Annotated in this window: 16 protein-coding genes; 10 read left to right on the forward strand and 6 right to left on the reverse strand. The window is 39.3% G+C overall.

Going from position 1 to position 17,869, the window contains the following annotated elements; genetic code table 11:
• Positions 1-157: 157 nt before the first annotated feature.
• Entirely contained in the window at positions 158-1,144 is a 987-nt protein-coding gene (gene holA / locus H6F47_RS12645) for a DNA polymerase III subunit delta (RefSeq protein ID WP_137668802.1), read from the forward strand.
• 195 nt (positions 1,145-1,339) lie between these two features.
• On the forward strand, positions 1,340-1,834 hold the full coding sequence (locus tag H6F47_RS12650) for a DUF4168 domain-containing protein (protein WP_137668803.1): 495 nt from the start codon (positions 1,340-1,342) through the stop codon (positions 1,832-1,834).
• An 83-nt stretch (positions 1,835-1,917) separates the two neighbouring features.
• Here H6F47_RS12650 and H6F47_RS12655 read toward each other — a convergent pair whose 3' ends face one another.
• Positions 1,918-4,620 carry a DUF3536 domain-containing protein gene (locus tag H6F47_RS12655; RefSeq protein ID WP_137668807.1) on the reverse strand — a complete coding sequence of 901 codons (2,703 nt, stop codon included), beginning with the start codon at positions 4,618-4,620 and terminating at the stop codon, positions 1,918-1,920.
• 480 nt (positions 4,621-5,100) lie between these two features.
• On the opposite strand from H6F47_RS12655, the gene cax reads away from it, so the two are divergent.
• Positions 5,101-6,195 (forward strand): calcium/proton exchanger, encoded by a 1,095-nt coding sequence (cax, locus tag H6F47_RS12660; protein ID WP_190649449.1) that lies wholly within the window; start codon positions 5,101-5,103, stop codon positions 6,193-6,195.
• A 410-nt stretch (positions 6,196-6,605) separates the two neighbouring features.
• Here the strand turns inward: cax and H6F47_RS12665 are convergent, their stop codons facing one another.
• From H6F47_RS12665 to H6F47_RS12675, 3 genes are all read right to left on the reverse strand, one after another.
• Entirely contained in the window at positions 6,606-6,920 is a 315-nt protein-coding gene (locus H6F47_RS12665) for a hypothetical protein (RefSeq protein WP_096572072.1), read from the reverse strand.
• A 17-nt stretch (positions 6,921-6,937) separates the two neighbouring features.
• A complete protein-coding gene (locus tag H6F47_RS12670) occupies positions 6,938-7,606 on the reverse strand; it encodes a glutathione S-transferase family protein (protein ID WP_096572073.1) in 669 nt (222 codons plus the stop codon).
• A gap of 261 nt (positions 7,607-7,867) precedes the next feature.
• A complete protein-coding gene (locus H6F47_RS12675) occupies positions 7,868-8,098 on the reverse strand; it encodes a hypothetical protein (RefSeq protein ID WP_096572074.1) in 231 nt (76 codons plus the stop codon).
• 583 nt (positions 8,099-8,681) lie between these two features.
• Here H6F47_RS12675 and H6F47_RS12680 point away from each other — a divergent pair.
• From H6F47_RS12680 to H6F47_RS12695, 4 genes are all read left to right on the forward strand, one after another.
• Positions 8,682-9,185: an IS607 family transposase gene (locus H6F47_RS12680; RefSeq protein ID WP_242027388.1), complete on the forward strand. Its 504-nt coding sequence runs from the start codon at positions 8,682-8,684 to the stop codon at positions 9,183-9,185.
• Positions 9,103-10,347: a transposase gene (locus tag H6F47_RS12685; RefSeq protein WP_347239083.1), complete on the forward strand. Its 1,245-nt coding sequence runs from the start codon at positions 9,103-9,105 to the stop codon at positions 10,345-10,347. Before H6F47_RS12680 ends, H6F47_RS12685 begins: the two co-directional genes overlap by 83 nt.
• Before the next feature lie 89 nt (positions 10,348-10,436).
• Complete coding sequence (locus H6F47_RS12690; RefSeq protein ID WP_190649452.1) at positions 10,437-11,012, forward strand: hypothetical protein; 576 nt, start codon at positions 10,437-10,439, stop codon at positions 11,010-11,012.
• A 131-nt stretch (positions 11,013-11,143) separates the two neighbouring features.
• Complete coding sequence (locus H6F47_RS12695) at positions 11,144-12,967, forward strand: penicillin-binding protein 2 (RefSeq protein ID WP_190347927.1); 1,824 nt, start codon at positions 11,144-11,146, stop codon at positions 12,965-12,967.
• Between the two features lie 64 nt (positions 12,968-13,031).
• Here H6F47_RS12695 and H6F47_RS12700 read toward each other — a convergent pair whose 3' ends face one another.
• Positions 13,032-14,129 carry a glutamate--cysteine ligase gene (locus H6F47_RS12700; RefSeq protein WP_190347933.1) on the reverse strand — a complete coding sequence of 366 codons (1,098 nt, stop codon included), beginning with the start codon at positions 14,127-14,129 and terminating at the stop codon, positions 13,032-13,034.
• Positions 14,130-14,345: 216 nt separating this feature from the next.
• Here H6F47_RS12700 and H6F47_RS12705 point away from each other — a divergent pair, with 216 nt between their 5' ends.
• The 3 genes from H6F47_RS12705 to obgE all read left to right on the forward strand — a co-directional run bounded on the left by H6F47_RS12705 (position 14,346) and on the right by obgE (position 16,540).
• Positions 14,346-15,005 (forward strand): Mo-dependent nitrogenase C-terminal domain-containing protein, encoded by a 660-nt coding sequence (locus H6F47_RS12705; protein WP_137666925.1) that lies wholly within the window; start codon positions 14,346-14,348, stop codon positions 15,003-15,005.
• Between the two features lie 83 nt (positions 15,006-15,088).
• The gene (locus tag H6F47_RS28880) at positions 15,089-15,292 is read left to right on the forward strand and encodes a hypothetical protein (RefSeq protein WP_307722510.1); all 204 of its coding nucleotides are present in this window, start codon (positions 15,089-15,091) and stop codon (positions 15,290-15,292) included.
• 219 nt (positions 15,293-15,511) lie between these two features.
• Entirely contained in the window at positions 15,512-16,540 is a 1,029-nt protein-coding gene (gene obgE / locus H6F47_RS12715) for a GTPase ObgE (protein ID WP_096572078.1), read from the forward strand.
• A gap of 138 nt (positions 16,541-16,678) precedes the next feature.
• On the opposite strand, the gene H6F47_RS12720 is transcribed toward obgE, so the two are convergent.
• Positions 16,679-17,809, reverse strand: coding sequence for an acyltransferase family protein (locus H6F47_RS12720; RefSeq protein WP_190347926.1), 1,131 nt, complete (start codon positions 17,807-17,809; stop codon positions 16,679-16,681).
• Positions 17,810-17,869 lie beyond the last annotated feature (60 nt).

Consider the following 17,869-nt stretch of genomic DNA (forward strand, 5'->3'; position numbering starts at 1 on the left):
GGGACTGGGGACTGGGGACTGGGGACTGGGGACTGGGGACTGGGGACTGGGTAATCAATTTTATGTTTCTCTGTCAACTATCAACATATCAACATATCAACATATCAACTATCAACATATCAACTATCAACTATCAACTATCAACTATCACCAATTTATGCCAATCTACGTTTACTGGGGTGAAGATGATTTTGCGATGGAAAAGGCGGTTGTAGCTTTGCGCGATCGCGTTCTTGATCCTCTTTGGACAAGCTTTAACTATACCGCTTTTCCCCCAGATCAACCTGATGCAATAATTCAGGCTTTAAATCAAGTTATGACTCCCGCTTTCGGTGCTGGTGGGCGTTTGGTTTGGTTAGTCAATTCTAATTTATGCCAACAGTGTCCAGAAAATGCGTTATCAGAATTACAACGGACTTTACCCGCAATTCCTGAAAATTCCTTTTTATTGGTAACAAGCCGCAGTAAACCTGATGAACGTCTCAAAGCTACAAAATTTATCAAACAATTTGCCGAAATCCGCGAGTTTTCACTTATTCCCCCCTGGAAAACTGAGTTGTTGGTACAAGCTGTCAATGAAGTTGCTCAAGATGTCGGTATCAAATTAACTTCCCAAACTGCGGAAATATTAGCTGAGTCTATAGGCAACGACACCAGGCTTCTCTATACAGAAATGGAGAAATTACGCCTGTTTATGGGAGGTAGTAATAAACCTTTAGATGTGAAAACTGTAACTCAGTTAGTCAGAAATACTACTCAAAACACCTTGCAATTAGCAGCAGCTATTAGAACGGGTGATACAGCTAAAGCTTTGGGTATTGTCGGGGATCTAATAAATGCGGCTGAACCGGGTTTAAGAATTGTTGCCACTTTGATAGGGCAGTTTCGCACATGGCTATGGGTAAAGATTATGATGGAAACAGGAGAGCGCAACCCCCAAGCGATCGCCCAAGCAGCGGAAATCAATAACCCCAAACGTATTTACTTCTTACAGCAAGAAGTCAAATCTCTTTCTGTACAACAACTAATTTCATCTTTACCCCTACTGCTGGAATTAGAAGTTAGCCTCAAACAAGGAGCTTCAGAAACCTCAATCCTACAAACTAAAGTCGTTGAACTATGCCAAGTATATCAGAAACGGTGATTGGTGATTGGTGATTGGTAATTGGTGGTAATTGGTAGTTGGTAGTTGGGAAAAATACAAATAACTTCCCCCTGCTTCTTCCCCAGTCCCCAGTCCCAACCTTGATCAAAATTCCGATTTTACCGGAACATCTGATTCCTAAAATAAATCAAATCTATTATCATATCTCTACTATTATTCTGTGTCATCTATCGTATGCAGGAAAATTATTTTGTCTTTTTGCGAACTTCAATTAAACATAAACTTTCTGAGTCCTTGGTATTTGCAACTCTCGCCGCTGCGAGTTTAATTGCTACTTTGGGTTTGACTGTGAAAGCAGATGCTCAAATTCCGCCAGTTGATAATGCAGAAGTTACTAACTATGCCCAGTCTGTATTAGAAATGGAGCCAAAGCGCCAAATTGCGTTTAAAGAAATTAAAAAACTTATTGGTGGAGAAGAAATTCCCAAAATTGTCTGTAATGACCCTAACAGCATGAATTCCCTACCAAACAAGGCCAGGGAGATAGCTGTTAATTATTGTAACGATTCTCAAAACATAGTATCAGCCAATAATTTAAGCATTGCCCGGTTTAATCAAATTACTGTCGAAATTCAAAGCAACGCCGATTTGAAGCGTCAGATATATAATACTTTGCTGCGGTTGCAAAATGAATCTGCTTCTAAATCGGGTGCGCGTAATAGCCGTTAGATATTGGCAAAGGTAGGGATCAGGGAGCAGGGAGAAATTATTTGTATTTTCCCAGTCACCAATCACCAATCACCAGTCACCGATCACCGATCACCAATCATGCTGACATCAACGGCTAATTTCTGCCCCAATTTTAGCAGATGACGACACTGATTAGCTTCGGTTGGGTTGTTCAAGTTAGTGAGACACAGGGGAACTATTTGACTATGTAAACAACTAAAGTATAGTTCTTGGGATTTTTCCAGAGAAATACCCAAATTTAACTGATATCCCACATCAATCAACTTTTCTAACCTTTGGATATCTGTACTAAAAGAACCATTAGCCTCGTGTAATAATTGCCACAGCAAACGCACAATTAACTGTTCTAATATCTGTTTGCCTTCAGGTATATTTAGCTGACAACGCAAATGTTTAGCTTCAGTGGCGATCGCCTCTAATTCTAAAATGTGATTCCAACTTAATTGGGTTTCGGTGATATCTTGCTCTAGGCTACGCAATGTCATCATACAGCGATAACCTAAAGCTATCTCCGCTGCTACTTGCAATTCTTGAGGAACTGTTAACCCATCCCGATGAAAAGCCATAATCACACCGTAGTTTTCCCTGTATGTCTGGGTATACAATTGGTCTAATCTATTCAGTGTTTCCTGACTTAACAGCCGCATAATACGATGACGTTCTTCTGCAAACAGATTTTGCAAACTAAAGGCTTCATCACCAAAAATCTTTGTCATTGCCAAAATAGCATGAGCCGCGCTGGCCTGTTGCAAAGATGTAAATAGAGTTTCTTTGAGGTGACTATAATCACGTCTACCTGTAAACTGTTGAATGCAGCAGTGAAAATCCCAACCGCCTAAATGCAACACTGCAAATACTAAATTTTCACTTTCCCAAGTAATTTCTGACACTAACTTCAAGTGTCCCACCGCCATAGTTAACGCGCCCATGCGTTGCAATTGATAATCTAACTCATTGGCTGTGTAGCAATAAACACGCTTTTGATAAGTTTCCAGATTTTCCGATCTGTCTTGTGTGGAGATCGCATTATTGTGATTGTTGAATAAGGAAGTAATCGCATAATGGGCAGCAACTTGTTTAAATCCAATTTGGGCAGTTAGCACCAATTGACGATAAACTTCTGCACCATGTTTAAAGTGTTCCACATTGCTGTGAGCTAAACCCAAACGTTTGAGGAAACCTTTTTCCAACTGCACACCTGCCACATCTCCTGCTAATTCTAAAGCACGAGCAGCATAGCGGAGAATTTGCGTTCCTTCTGGTCTGGATAACTCTTCAAAAAACCAACCACAACTGGTAAACATAAATAAGGCGTGGCGCTGCATTTCCAACAAACGCAAAGCATCTATCTGTTCTGTAGCAGTAAGTTTGTGGGTTTGATGACGGGAGAGAAAACGGGTGACATTAGCAGGAGAGCGATCGCGTAAAATTTCAATATATTCATCCCTTGCTAACCAGGGATCACGAAATAACTTTCTCCCATATTCCTCATACACTTCAATTAACTGATCCCGCAACCAGTTCAACGCACTGCGTAACGGCTTGCGCCATTTTTGATGCCAAACACCACCTTCTCCACCACAACCACAATCATCTTGCCATCTATCCACACCATGAGCGCAACTCCAAGCGGTGACAGGTTTTAACTCCACTTCCCAACTCGGAGGATTTAAACTTAAATAGTGAGCAAAATTTGTTACCGTCCAACCGTGACGGGGAAACTCACCAATAAAAGCATAGGCTAAAGTTTTCTCAGTTCCCTTTTTGTGATGTCCAAAGGTTTCCCCATCGGTAGCTACAGATATTAACTGTGCGGGACGATGATCCCCGCGTACTGCTGCACCTACTCTACCTGCAAAGTGGTGAGAACTATAAACCACATCACTAAAACCCATATCCCGTGATATCGGACCATCGTAGAAAAAGATATCAATATAAGGTAAACCTTCTGTGTTTTCTAGAGAAGTGGTTTTAGTCACACTCAAAGGTGAAGATGTGGTTTGCAGAGTTGGCTTTAAATAACAACGATAAGGACGAGTAGGATCAATCTGACTACCTCCAACTTCATGCCATTTAGGGTGGGGATCATGTTCTGTGGCGAAAGGACGACAACGTTGAGCTTGGGATGGTGCAAGGACAATAAAACGAATGCCTTCGGAAATGAGAGCTTTGATAGTTGCATAATCAACCGCCGTTTCTGCTAACCAGATACCTTCGGGATCACGACCAAAACGAGATTTAAAGTCTGCTTTGCCCCAGCGAATTTGTGTATATTTATCTCGTTCATTAGCTAAAGGCATGATAATGTGATTATAGACTTGGGCGATCGCATTGCCATGACCATTTAACCTTTGACTACTCTTAGCATCAGCTTCTAAAATTCGTTGATAAACTTCTACATCGTAGCGTTCCAACCACGACATCAGAGTAGGACCAATATTAAAGCTCATGTACTCATAATTATTGACGATCCCCAATAATTCATTTTTGTCATTTAGCACTCTAGCAAAGGCATTGGGGCGATAACATTCCCAATGAATGCGCTCATTCCAATCATGAAAAGGGGTAGCACTAGGTTGACGTTCAATGGCATCTAAATAAGGGTTTTCTCTAGGTGGTTGATAAAAATGTCCATGCACCGTCACGTATACACCACGGGGTTTTTTCAGGGGATCATTTTCAGTCAGGTGTTGAGAATCTGGTTCTGATTGATTTAATGTTAATGTTAAGCCAGAGTTTACTGGCAATTCAGCAGCAGATGTCATCATATTTTTATCCCAATTAAAATTACAGGTCAAATTGCAATTGTGGCGAAAGTGTGTGTTATGTGTACCTTTTTACATTTGTTTTATGGTCTAATCCGCTTTAAACAACAGCTTGAAAATCAAACCGAATCAGAATTTTGGCAAAAATTGTCTCAATATGTCAGGAAATCTGCATTCTCGCGCAACTGTTCCCTCGTAGATGAAAAATGATCAAAGATGGCATAAAATTTCATATTGGGGATTATATCACTGGCAACGCTCATCAGCCAAGACAATTAACGGTATTGTAATCTATTAAAACCCATTTTTGTGATAAAACCCAAGTTGAAAGTCATACTTTTGCAACAAAATATTGCAATATTGAATTAAATCGTCATCTTATTTTATATATCTGCGGAAATCATTGAAACAGTAGAATTTCCGAAAGCTTGACAGTATCCTATATCTTGGTTATACCTATCCAAAATTCGAGATCATATAATGTCAACTAAAAACATCATTTTTCTTGGCCTATTAGTTTTTATCCCCATTTCCCTAGCAGCGCACTTTTTGGAGTGGGGAGAATTGGTAGTATTCATCACCGCAGGATTAGCAATTTTGCCCCTAGCCGCTTGGATGGGTGCAGCTACCGAAGAAATTGCTGTAGTTGTCGGTCCGGTGCTGGGAGGGTTATTAAACGCTACCTTTGGTAATGCTACAGAATTGATCATAGCCTTGGTTGCCCTCAATGCTGGACTGATAGAAGTCGTTAAAGCCAGTATCACAGGTTCAATTATCGGTAACTTACTGCTAGTTATGGGTCTTTCTATGTTATTAGGCGGACTACGTTACAAGGAACAAACTTTTGAATCGGTGGTAGCTAGGGTAAATGCTTCATCGATGAATTTGGCGGTTATAGCAATTTTGCTACCCACAGCTATGAACTACACTTCCATTGGCATTAGTGAAAAAGTAGTACAAAATCTGTCTCTAGCTGTGGCTGTAGTCTTAATTTTAGTTTATGGCTTGACACTGCTATTTTCTATGAAAACTCACGCCTATTTATATGATGTAGGTGTAGCAGAGATAAAAGAAGCTGAAGAAACTCCCCATGAAAAACCCAATCTTTGGTTGTGGAGTGGTGTACTCTTAGTTTGCACTCTGCTGGTGGCTTTAGAATCAGAATTATTGGTAGATTCTTTGGAAGTAGCTACTTCTAAACTAGGTTTAACAGCTTTGTTTACAGGGGTAATTTTAGTTCCCATTGTTGGTAATGCTGCTGAACACGCTACGGCTGTAACTGTGGCCATGAAAGATAAAATGGATCTTTCTTTATCTGTTGCGGTGGGTTCAAGTATGCAAATAGCGTTATTTGTTGCTCCTGTTTTGGTTATTGCAGGTTGGTTTATGGGTCAACCAATGGATTTAGATTTTAATCCTTTTGAACTGGTAGCTGTAGCGGTATCGGTTTTAATTGCCAATAGCATTAGTTCTGATGGTAAGTCTAATTGGTTGGAAGGAACTTTACTTTTAGCTGCTTATACAGTTTTAGGTTTTGCTTTTTATTTCCACCCGGTTACTAACAGTATCGGTTAGTGATTCAGTTTTGATACTCCCCACGGCTAAAAGCCGGGGGATTCTTGAATAGTCCACAAACGAACCTTCAACGGTGCTATCAAACCCACATTCCGCACCCCCTAGTGTCACAATCGGTAATTTCGGATTTTTGAATACCTTTGAGGATAATTTTGATACAAAATAGTCTAAATCTTAGGTGGCGATAGCGAAGCGCTGCTGCAAGCAGTTCGCCAATCTCAAATCCCCAAACGGTCAATCTTCGTTGTGTGACAGTTTAGGGTGCGGAAGGTGGGTTTCAAGGGGAAAAAACCCAAAAAAAATCCGCCCTTTAAGGGAGAGGTCATTGTCAATTTTTAATTGTTAATTGTCCATTATTGAAGAGCCTCAAACCTTTGATTTATGAGGCTTTTTGGTTTATTCAGCAACCCCTAAATATCTAAAAAAGGGAAAAGCTGTAATAATGTCTTGCGTAACTGTAACAGAAATATTTTTTCTCGGATTTGAGCATTAAGTTTTGGTGGGGGGCTGGTTTGTAGTTGCGCTTGTATTTGGGCATATTCAGCAGCAGTTAAGAGTTTACCATCAATAGGCGATCGCCCAATGGTAATAATCTCTGTCCGCAATATCTCCTCTGGTATATCCTCCACAGGTGGTAATGCCATGACCTTTGTTCCCCAATGGCTACTAACCACCACTAACATAGCGGTACTTATACCCAAAAACCAAAATTTCATACATCTCATTTTTGACTTTTGACTTTTTACAGTCCTGGTGGTAATGCTTCACCACACAATTGATGAATTTTGACAATGCGTTCAAACAACCAAGGATATCCTTGACGATATTGAGGAATAAGTGCTAAAGGACTCAATAAAGCGGCTGCGGCAATATCAGCTACACTCAAATGATCGCCTACTAAATATTCGCTGCTTCGCCAGCGTTTAGATAATTCTTCTAGGGCAATTGTCAGCCTTTTAGTAGCTAATTCTACACTAGCATTGTTAATACCATATTGTTTCCTAACCACACCAATCACTATTTGACTGGATAAAGAGGGATCAATGTTTTTACCTTCACCAGCCCGAAAATGATAATATACAAACCTTGTAGCAGTACCAATGCTTTCATCTAACCAGTCTTCCAGCATCAAAGCTTCTGTTTGTTGTTCCGGGTTACTGAAAAATAATGAAGGTTCTGGTTGATACGATTCTAAAAATTTTAAAACTTGCGTAGAGTCGCCAATAGCTTGGGGTTGTCCCTCTATTTGCGGCAACAAAACAGGCAGAGTAGTTAAACCTGTTAATGGCTTCACCTTGAGGATGTGCAAGCCAGGAGTGAGATTTTCTACCTGATAATTAATACCCTTGTAACCTAAAACCAGTCGAGCTTTACGACAATAGTGAGATGTACTGAATTGCAGTAGCAACATAAAGCTACTTTCTAACTAAGTAAAGACAATTGTTGCAATCATGGACAATGAACAATTGACAATTACCGAAACAATTATCAATTGATAACCATAAGCGGATTGATTCGATTTTATCATAGTCGAGTCGCTCCGCTTTGGTTTTGATTGTCCTGCCAAGAAGGTTATCTCATACTGTTTACCATTCTGGATGCCTGATCAAATTATTTATGTGATTGCGATGCAGAGAGAATCGCTATCCTCAATAAATTATCGTATCCAGTCTTAGTTTGGAGTAGCAGCGGGGGTAGCTTCTGGTGTTGTTGTAGCAGCGGGGGTAGCTTCTGGTGTTGTTGTAGCAGAAGCGGGGGTAGCACCAGTGTCAGCAGGCTCGCCAGCTGCTGGTGTAGCAGCGGGAGTAGTGGTAGTACCAGCGGGATTGCCACCACCTTCACAAGCTCCCAGAGTGGTAGCCAGACTTAACATGAGAGCCAAACCAAAGATTTTTGTTTTCATAACTCCTCTTTCACCAATTAAGGCAATACTAAAAATTGCTCTGTTGACTACAATAGCTTATTTGTCGATTTTTTTGAAATGCTTTGAGAGTAGAAATTTCCACCCAACTTTTGGGTAATCTCTAACGGTAAACCAATATGAGTATTAGGTATTGCTTCTGACTGCTCTGCATTGCCATAATTTTAAATGTATTAAGTTTAAGTACAAAATCTATCATTTACAAAAATCATGACTGCTGTCCGCAAATTAGCTGTTGCTACAAAAAGTGCCTGGTTCAAGCGAAATTTGACCCCACCCTGGGGTCCTCACAAGGGTAGGTATTTTACATTTTCGTGAGGGCAAGACTTGGGGGACAAGGAAGGACAGTGGACAAGGGAGGAAAACCGTACAAATAATGTACAATTGGTAACAAAAACTGAGGCTAAACAGACCTTGTTTTGTAGAAAATCTTCCTTGTCTACAATACCTCCTTGTCTTCGGTGGTCCTGCCTCAACAGATAATATTAAAAACCTACCCCTGCGGGGAGGAAATTAGCTAGTTAATCATTTGCTAACTTTCGCTAACTAATGCTATACTTTCCTCATGGCATACATACCACTCAGAAAAGCGGTCGAATTTCTGGGATTGCATCCAAACACTTTAAGGAGATATGCAGATGAGGGGAAAATCAAAAGCATTAAAAACCCAGCAGGGCAAAGATTGTACGATGTCGAATCATACATCAGGGGCGATTCAACTAGAACTCCCACTATTTGCTACTGTCGGGTTAGCTCCTCAAAGCAGCGAGATGACCTCGATAGACAAATCGCTTATATGCAATCCCTCTACCCAGACGCAGAAATCATCAAAGATATCGGCTCAGGACTCAACTTCAAAAGAAAAGGTCTGCGCTCCCTACTGGACAGACTTCTGCAAGGAGATAAATTCATCCTTGTTGTTGCCTGTCGGGACAGACTCGCAAGATTTGGATTTGAGCTTGTACAATATATGGTCGAGCAAAACGGTGGACAAATCGTGGTTCTCGACAAAACTGTACACTCTCCACAATCAGAGCTTACCCAAGTGGTTCGGCTTCGCTCACCATAAAATTTACTATCAATCCTTCACGTTTTTTCCTGTAGAATGCAGGACTGGAGAAAATACTTTAAAAAAATCAAAGAGGATTTATCTGAAATTGAGTCCTGCACAGAAAAGGAAGGTTAAATATTGGTTTGGTGTTTCCAGATTTGTTTATAACGAAACAATTCGGTATTTACAAACTCCAGAAACAAAAGCCAACTGGAAAGGGATAAAAACTGGGATTATCCAAGGATTACCTGAATGGTGTAAAGATGCGCCATATCAAATTAAATCTATTGCCATTAAAGATGCTTGCCAAGCTGTTAAAAATGCTAAGAAAAAGTATATTAATGGTGGTGGAATTAGCAGGTGTAGATTCAGAACCAAAAAAGATCCTGTGCAGTCTTGTTATATTCCCAAATCTGCTGTAAAAGATGCAGGAATTTATCACACTGTGTTAGGAGAGCTAAAATATAAAGATCCTCTCCCTGATGGGTTTGGAGATTGTAGATTAGTCTCATTTTACGGAGATTATTACATCTGCTTACCAATAGAAAGTCTACGGCATAAAACCGAGAACCAAGGTCGTGTTGTAGCTTTAGATCCCGGAATTAGAAATTTTTTAACCTTCTTTGCGGATAATTGCTTTGGATGGTTAGGCGAAAATGCTAATCTAAGAACCCAGAAACTTTGTTTCAAATTAGATAAGTTAATTAGCAAAATATCTAAGGCTAAGAGCAAACAGAAGAAGAGATTAAAAAATGCAGCAACTCGGCTAAGAGGAAAGATTAAATATCTAGTAGACGAGTTGCATAAAAAGACAGCTAGATTTTTGGTTGATAATTTTGATGTGATTCTACTTCCTACTTTTGAGACATCTATGATGTCTAGAAAAGTCAAGAGAAGGATTAAGTCTAAATCAGTCCGACAAATGCTTACTTTAAGTCACTACAAATTCAAGCAATTTATCAAACATAAAGCGCACGAATTTAATAAAATAGTGGTTGATGTTAATGAAGCATACACTTCAAAAACAGTAAGTTGGACTGGTGAAATCATCAATAATCTAGGGGGATCTAAAACTATCAAATCTCGGATAGATGGTAAAACTATGAACCGAGATTTGAATGGTGCGCGAGGAATTTATGTCTCGGCTTGCGCTCGACACAAGTCTTCGTGCATTGGTTGATACGCCTTGGTTGAGAGATAATCTCAACTTATGTATTTGTTAGCATTAGTTAGCAAAAAGGTATCGGCTCTAGTATCCTGTTAAAAAATATGCAAACAAATTCTAAATCGAATAGTGCATCCACAGTAGTGCGCTCTAAAAGAAAACGTAATTCCCCTAGAAAAATATCAACTTCTCTAGTCAGTGAGGCAGTAGTATCAACATTGGAGAAAAATTCTGGACAAAAAACAGTCACAAATACCACAAATGTGAATGGGCAGTCCAAGGATAAACACCTAAATGAGATGTCTACTGCTGCATCCACACCGATATGGTTGCTACGCTTGCACGCTGTCTATCGTTATTCCTCAGCTGCGACATTTGTATCTGTGGCTGCAACACTGGTGGTTTATGGTTTGACAGTCTATTCTCAAGAGCTTTGGAGTCAATATTACCGCACTCTGCAAAGCCTACAACGTCATGAGCGGCAGTTGAACACAATCAATGCAGCACTGATCAAAAAGATGGCTGAAGAGGGAGAAAAAGCAGAAGCAGGACTAAAATTACCAACTCCAGGGGAGACAATTTTTTTGCCACCAACATCCCCTAGTCCAAAGTCAGCATCCTCAAGTATAATTCCCAATTCACAAGTGCAGTCCCAAACTTCCTCTCCATTAGGATATTAAAATTTAAAGAGATTGGTGATTGCTAATTGATTACCCCTATTCCCTGTTCCCTGTTCCCTATTCCCTGTTCCCTATTCCCTGTTCCCTGTTCCCTGTTCCCTAACAACTGAGAACTGACACAAAAAAACCCAATGCAGAAGTCACCAAGCCGAACAAAATTGAGAAATTTGCAGAATTTAAAGTTTACAAGGCGGCGCAAGTTCTACAAACAAGCTGTACCAGAGAATGGTTTTCCTCAAGCTCAAGCAACCAATCCCAAGTCTCGACTGTTGATAGTTTGGGGTATATTGGTTGCTGCTGGGTTGGGGTTGGCTTTCAATTTGTATCGACTGCAAATTATTGATGGTGCAAAACTCACTCAAAGGGCAAGAAACCAGCAAATGGTGAATGTGCGTCCTTTTATACCCCGTCGCCCAGTGGTTGATCGCAATAACAATATGTTGGCCATTGACCGTCCAGTATATACCCTGTATGCCCATCCCAAACTATTTGATAAGTCTAAGGAGGAAATAGCAGAAAAAATTGCACCAATTCTCAACAAAGATGCTCGTCAGTTAGTAAAAACATTTGAAAGTAGAAGCAGCGGTATTCTAATTGCTAATGGTATTGGCGAAAATATTGCCGATCGCTTGATTTCATTCCGCTTGAATGGCTTGGAATTTATTCAAAAATATTCCCGTTTCTACCCACAAGATGATTTGGTTGCTAATGTAGTGGGCTATGTTAATCTTGACCGTCAGGGTCAGGCGGGGGTTGAATATAGTCAAGAGACACTATTGGAACGCTCCAGGCAAACAGTGCGTCTCAGTCGGGCTGGTAACGGTGCAATTATGCCAACCTATGCACCAGAAGGATTTTTGCATTCTGATGATTTAAAACTGCAACTCACTATTGATAATCGTTTACAACGGGCAGCCCGGACGGCACTCAAAGAACAGATTGACAAGTTTCAGGCTAAACGCGGTGCTGTAATTGTGATGGATGCCACCGATGGTTCATTATTGGCCTTGGTTTCTCATCCTACCTATAATGCAAATCAATATTCCAAAGCAGATATTTCACTGTTTAGAAATTGGCCTGTCGCGGATCTTTATGAACCAGGTTCTACTTTTAAACCTTTAATTGTGGCGATCGCTCTGGAAAATGGTGTCATCAAACCAGAGGATGTATTTAATGACCCAGGTACTATTAAAGTCGCTGACCGCATTATCAAAAACGCAGAAATTAACAGTTTTAGACGAATTAATATTGCCGAAATTTTACAAACTTCTAGCAACGTTGGTATGGTACAAATTATCCAACGTCTGAAGCCGAGAACATATTATAACTGGTTAGAAAAACTGGGACTAGGACAAAAAATGGATACAGATTTGCCTTTTGCAGTCAGTGGCAGTCTCAAAAGGCAAGAAAAATTCCTATCCTCTAATCTAGAACCAGCAACTACTTCTTTTGGGCAAGGTTTTTCTTTGACACCTTTACAACTGGTGCAAATGCACGGCGCTTTGGCTAATGGTGGTAAATTGATAACACCCCATGTAGTTGAAGGCTTGATTGATAATCAAGGTAAAATTCACTACTCACCTAATCTACCAGCACCACGCCAGATTTTCTCACCTACAACTACCCAAAAGGTCATGGACATGATGGAAACTGTGGTTTCTCAGGGAAGTGGTAAAGCTTCTCAAATCAAAGGATACGGTATTGCAGGTAAAACCGGTACAGCCCAAAAAGCCTCTCCTAAAGGTGGATATATTCCCGGTGCAAGAATTACTAGCTTTGTGGGTATTGTCCCAGCAGAAGCCCCCCGTTATGTAGTTTTGGCAATAGTCGATGAACCAAAAGGAGCAAATGCCTATGGTGGAACTGTGACAGCGCCTATTGTTAAATCTGTAATGGAAGTGCTTATTCCTATGCAGAAGATTCCACCAAGTCAGCAGGTGACAGGTGATAATTGATAATTGATAATTGATAATTGATAGTTGTTTTTATCCAATTACCAATTACCAATTACCAATTACCTCAAACATAAGTTCTCTTGATTGTTTCTTCAATTGAACCTAGATTTTCAAACATTTCAATTAGTTGATGGGATTTGGTTTTGCGATTTGCCAAAATATCTTTTAATGGGGCTAAAAATTTAATATCTGGGTCATTTTCTAGAGCATTTTCAGCAGCGTGTAAAACTTTGGTGGCATTTAGAAAAATATCATCATGATCAAATCCTGCTTTGGCTGAAATTTGATGTAAAGTTGTATCAGGTACAATAGCTCTACCTTCCAAGGTTTTATCTAAAGCCAAACCTTTTAACAGTGCCAGTAACCCTGCATAAATAGAAAAATTATCACAGCTATCACAAGCTTTAAATTCGATTCTTCCTACTTCTGCGGGAATGCGGGCAATTTTCGTTAATGAAGGTACACTTTTAATTAAATGTTCCTGGTTTTCCACAAACACTAATGTTGCTGATCTTTTGCCAGTTCTGATAAATGTCCTCACTGATAAACCTTCCCATAAACTGCCATTATAAAACGGAGAACTGTAACTAAAAGGAACAATAAAAGGACTGTAATAGGTCAGTTTTTTCCCAATATCAATTACATTTTCTATAGGCAAATCTGCTATGGAAATATTTAAATCTGGACCATAGGAAACCATGTAAATATGGGCAGTTTGTTCATCTGGATAAGCTTGTAATTGCCTAAGTTCAAAATCATTTAATGGTGGTTGGGGTTCAAAAACACAAGTATAGGGATTAAAACTGATTAAAACAGGAGAAAAACCAAAACTAGCAGCTGTCTCACGTAGTAAAGAAAAACTAGCTGTTAATTCATCAATTGCACCTTGAATAGTAGAATTTATAGTAGTTCTAATTTCGATGCCTTTAGCTACACAATCAATTACTGCTTCTGAATCAGCAAATCTTTCAAAACCCTCAATATACCATCGCTTCTTTTTAATACCAGCATCACCAACCCTCAATTGTGGGTAGTCATGGGGGTAAAGAGGTAATTTGTCAACTATTTGCTGAAAATCAGCAAATTTTGTACAAGAGAAATCAGCAAACTTTCCTTCATGGTTAAGAAAAGCAACTTCATGTTCAATTCCGAAAAAAAACATAGGTGATTGGTGATTGGTGATTGGTGATTGGTGATTGGGCATTATTAGATTATTAATCTTCCCCTGCCTTTTGCCTCCTTTAAAGTAGTAAATAGAAAAAATTATCAATAATCTTTGTAAAAGGGATTTTAGCGCAAAACAGACGATTGGGGTAGTTTAGAAATGAATGATTGATAATATCTTGAATGTCTTGAATATCTTGAGGCGTGAGTTTTTATGACAAGTGCGGTTAAAACCCCCTACAGTAGCGAACAAATTACGGTTTGGTTACGTGGACTACTAACTATTGCTTGGGCTGATGGTAATTTTGATGCCCAAGAACAGGAGTTAATTAACAGCATTACCAAAGATGAATTAGCCCCTTGTCTGAAATGGGATTCATTAGAGATAATTACACCTGAAGAATTAGCTGCTGTGTTGGGTAAAGGTACAGCAGTTGGGGAAAATTTTTTGCGGACAGCAGTGATGGTGGCGATCGCTGATGGAATATATTCTCCCAGCGAAGAAAAAATTTTACACAAGTTTTGTCAAGCTTTGGAATTAGACACCCAAGCCCTCACAGCTTTACGTCACACATTGGAACATCCCAAACAAGTACAAGAAACCACCCTACACCCACCAGATATATTGCACCCGCTTCGGGATTGGTTAGACGGGTTAGAAATTCATGATCCTAGAGTTGCCAGATTTTTATGTAAAATGATTCCTTCCCAGTGTCCTTTTGAAAGAGATGTCACCCTATTTGGTAAAAAAATAGTCCATATTCCCCCAATGTGCAAAATCAACCCATTGTATGAACAATTAGTAGGTTTACGCTTTCGCGCTCTTTCCTACCTTGCTGATGAATGTCAGGAGGATGTTTCACAGTATATTTAGGCATTAGGTATGGAGCATGGAAGATTTTTTATGCTCTATTCCCGCCCTTAACAAATAAACCAGGTGCATAATTCTTGTATTTAATGAATAGACCAGATTTTGAAAATTTAGAGGTTTACAAATTAGCTGAAAAGTTAGCTAATCAAATTTGGTATATTGTTAAAGAATGGGACTATTTCGCCAAGGATACTATAGGCAAGCAAATTGTGAGGCTGCTGATAGTGTTTGTACCAATATTGAGGAAGGCAGGGGGCGATATAATGGCCAAGATAATCGCTGATTTGTAAAAATTGCTAGAGGGTCTTTATATTAAACAATAAGTTTGTTAAGACTAGCATACTCTAGACAATTATTAACCAATGAACAAATAAACCGATTCAAACCAATTATTGAGGAACTGTTACCTAAACTTAGTGCTTACTTAAAATCAATAGGAAACAGAAAAGACAACTAATAGCTAATTTTCAATGCCCAATGCCCAATGCCCAATGCCCAATAATTAAATTATGCAATTTATCGATCAAGCAGTAATTGAAGTTCAAGCCGGTAAAGGTGGCGATGGTATCGTCGCTTTTCGCAGAGAAAAATATGTACCAGCAGGTGGTCCTTCTGGTGGTAACGGAGGAAAAGGTGGTTCAGTGATTTTTGTGGCTGATACCAACTTACAAACCTTATTAGACTTTAGATATAAACATATATTTAAAGCCGATAATGGTGGTCGTGGTGGTCCTAATAATTGTACAGGTGCAAACGGCAAAGATTTAATTATTGAAGTTCCCTGTGGTACTGCCATTTATGATGGGGAAACGGACGCTTTGTTATGTGATTTAGTTGAACCTGGACAACGTTTTCTGGCTGCTGAAGGTGGCAAAGGTGGTTTAGGAAATCAACATTTTTTAAGTAACCGTAACCGCGCCCCAGAATATGCCCTTCCTGGTTTAGAAGGTGAACATAAATTTTTACGTTTGGAGTTGAAACTGTTAGCAGAAGTGGGAATTATTGGTTTACCAAATGCTGGTAAATCAACTTTAATTTCTTCTTTGTCTGCTGCACGTCCGAAAATCGCTGATTATCCTTTTACAACTCTTGTTCCTAATTTGGGAGTAGTGAAAAAACCCACAGGTGATGGTACTGTTTTTGCAGATATTCCTGGTTTAATTGAAGGTGCTTCTCATGGTGCTGGTTTGGGTCATGATTTTTTGCGGCACATTGAAAGGACTAGGGTTTTATTACACTTAATTGATGCTACAAGTGAAGATGTAATTGGTGATTTCCATACTATTCAAGAAGAACTCAAAGCTTACGGAAGGGGTTTGGCTAAACGTCCGCAAATTTTGGCGTTAAATAAAATTGATGCGGTTGATAGGGCAAGTGTTGATTTAGAGGCTTTAGCTACACAATTAAATCATCTTTCTTTAGCTCCGGTTTTTATTATTTCGGCTGTAACTCGCACTGGTTTAGATGAGTTGATGCAGGAAATTTGGCGAGTGGTTGATGAAGTGAATGCTTTGGAAGCTGCGGAGGTTGGGGTGTAGTTGATGTAAGGATTTTGTTGAGTAAATGTCCGCAAATGCGGACTCATTTTTACTATTTTCGTAATTATTTGGAAACAATATCTAACAAAATATTGGACAGGCAAGATGCCTGTCCCACAAAGGTTTTAATTACATTATTTACACTTTAATAAACCAGCGTTTCTGATACATTAAAACCGCCACACCATACCAAAACAACAGGGTAAAAAGTGCAAATAAAAATGAACCGTTGGCATTTCCCGCCCACGATGCCAAGATATTTTGATAAATCCAATTGTAGATACTAATGGCATTTTCACCAGTACCAATTTGAGTTCTTACTGTGACTTTGATTAACAAAACTGAGGCGATAAAAATAGCGATCGCATTTAACCCCATCACCTCAAAAGGTTTACTCCAGCGTTTTATCCCTCTCACTTCTATCAATTCATAACAACCCGCTAATAACATTAACCCCCAACCGCTGGTAAACAAAACATAGGAACTTGTCCAGAGTTTCTTGTTAATGGGAAATGCTACATCCCAAATAATTCCAATTACTAAACAACACAAACCAAATAAAACTAAATCCATGCTAGTTTGTGAATTAGCCTGTTTTTTATTTTTAATCCAGTCTCCTGCAAAATAACCGACTAAAACGCTAACTATTGCTGGAATTGTACTATATAATCCTTCTGGATCTCCCATGAAATTAAACCCATCACCTTTATATAAATGTGGTTTGGGAATAATTAATCTGTCAATAAATGCGCCAAAATTACCTTCCCGCGTCAGCACTCCCGCACCATAACCGGGAACAGGGACATACATCATTGTTATCCAATAACCAATAAGTAATATTCCTGCTAATATCCATTGACTTTTGCGGGGTAATTTTAAAACTATCAAAGATGCAAAAAGGTAAGTTAAACCTATTCTTTGCAATACCCCCATCAAGCGGAGACTACTAAAGTCAAAAGTCCAAACACCTTTATTCCAAAAGCCGTTAAGTATTAATCCTAATACAAAGAGAATAGCAGCGCGGCGCAGAATACGTAAGTAAACAGTTTTGGTAGGTTTGTTATTAGCGGTGTACTTTGATAAAGAGAAATTCATTGCTACACCAACAATGAACAGAAAGAAAGGAAATACTAAATCGGTGGGTGTACAACCGTTCCAGTCCGCATGATCTAAAGGGGGATATTTAGCCTCTGCGACTCCCGCCATATTGACAAGAATCATACCCGCAATAGTAATACCACGAAATACATCCAGTGAAGTCAGGCGCATAAGCGAAATAGTTTTTTTTGATGAATATTAAACTACCGTTATCAAGAAAAATTTATATAC

It is taken from the genome of Sphaerospermopsis sp. FACHB-1094, from assembly GCF_014696195.1.
Lineage (GTDB): Bacteria > Cyanobacteriota > Cyanobacteriia > Cyanobacteriales > Nostocaceae > Sphaerospermopsis > Sphaerospermopsis kisseleviana.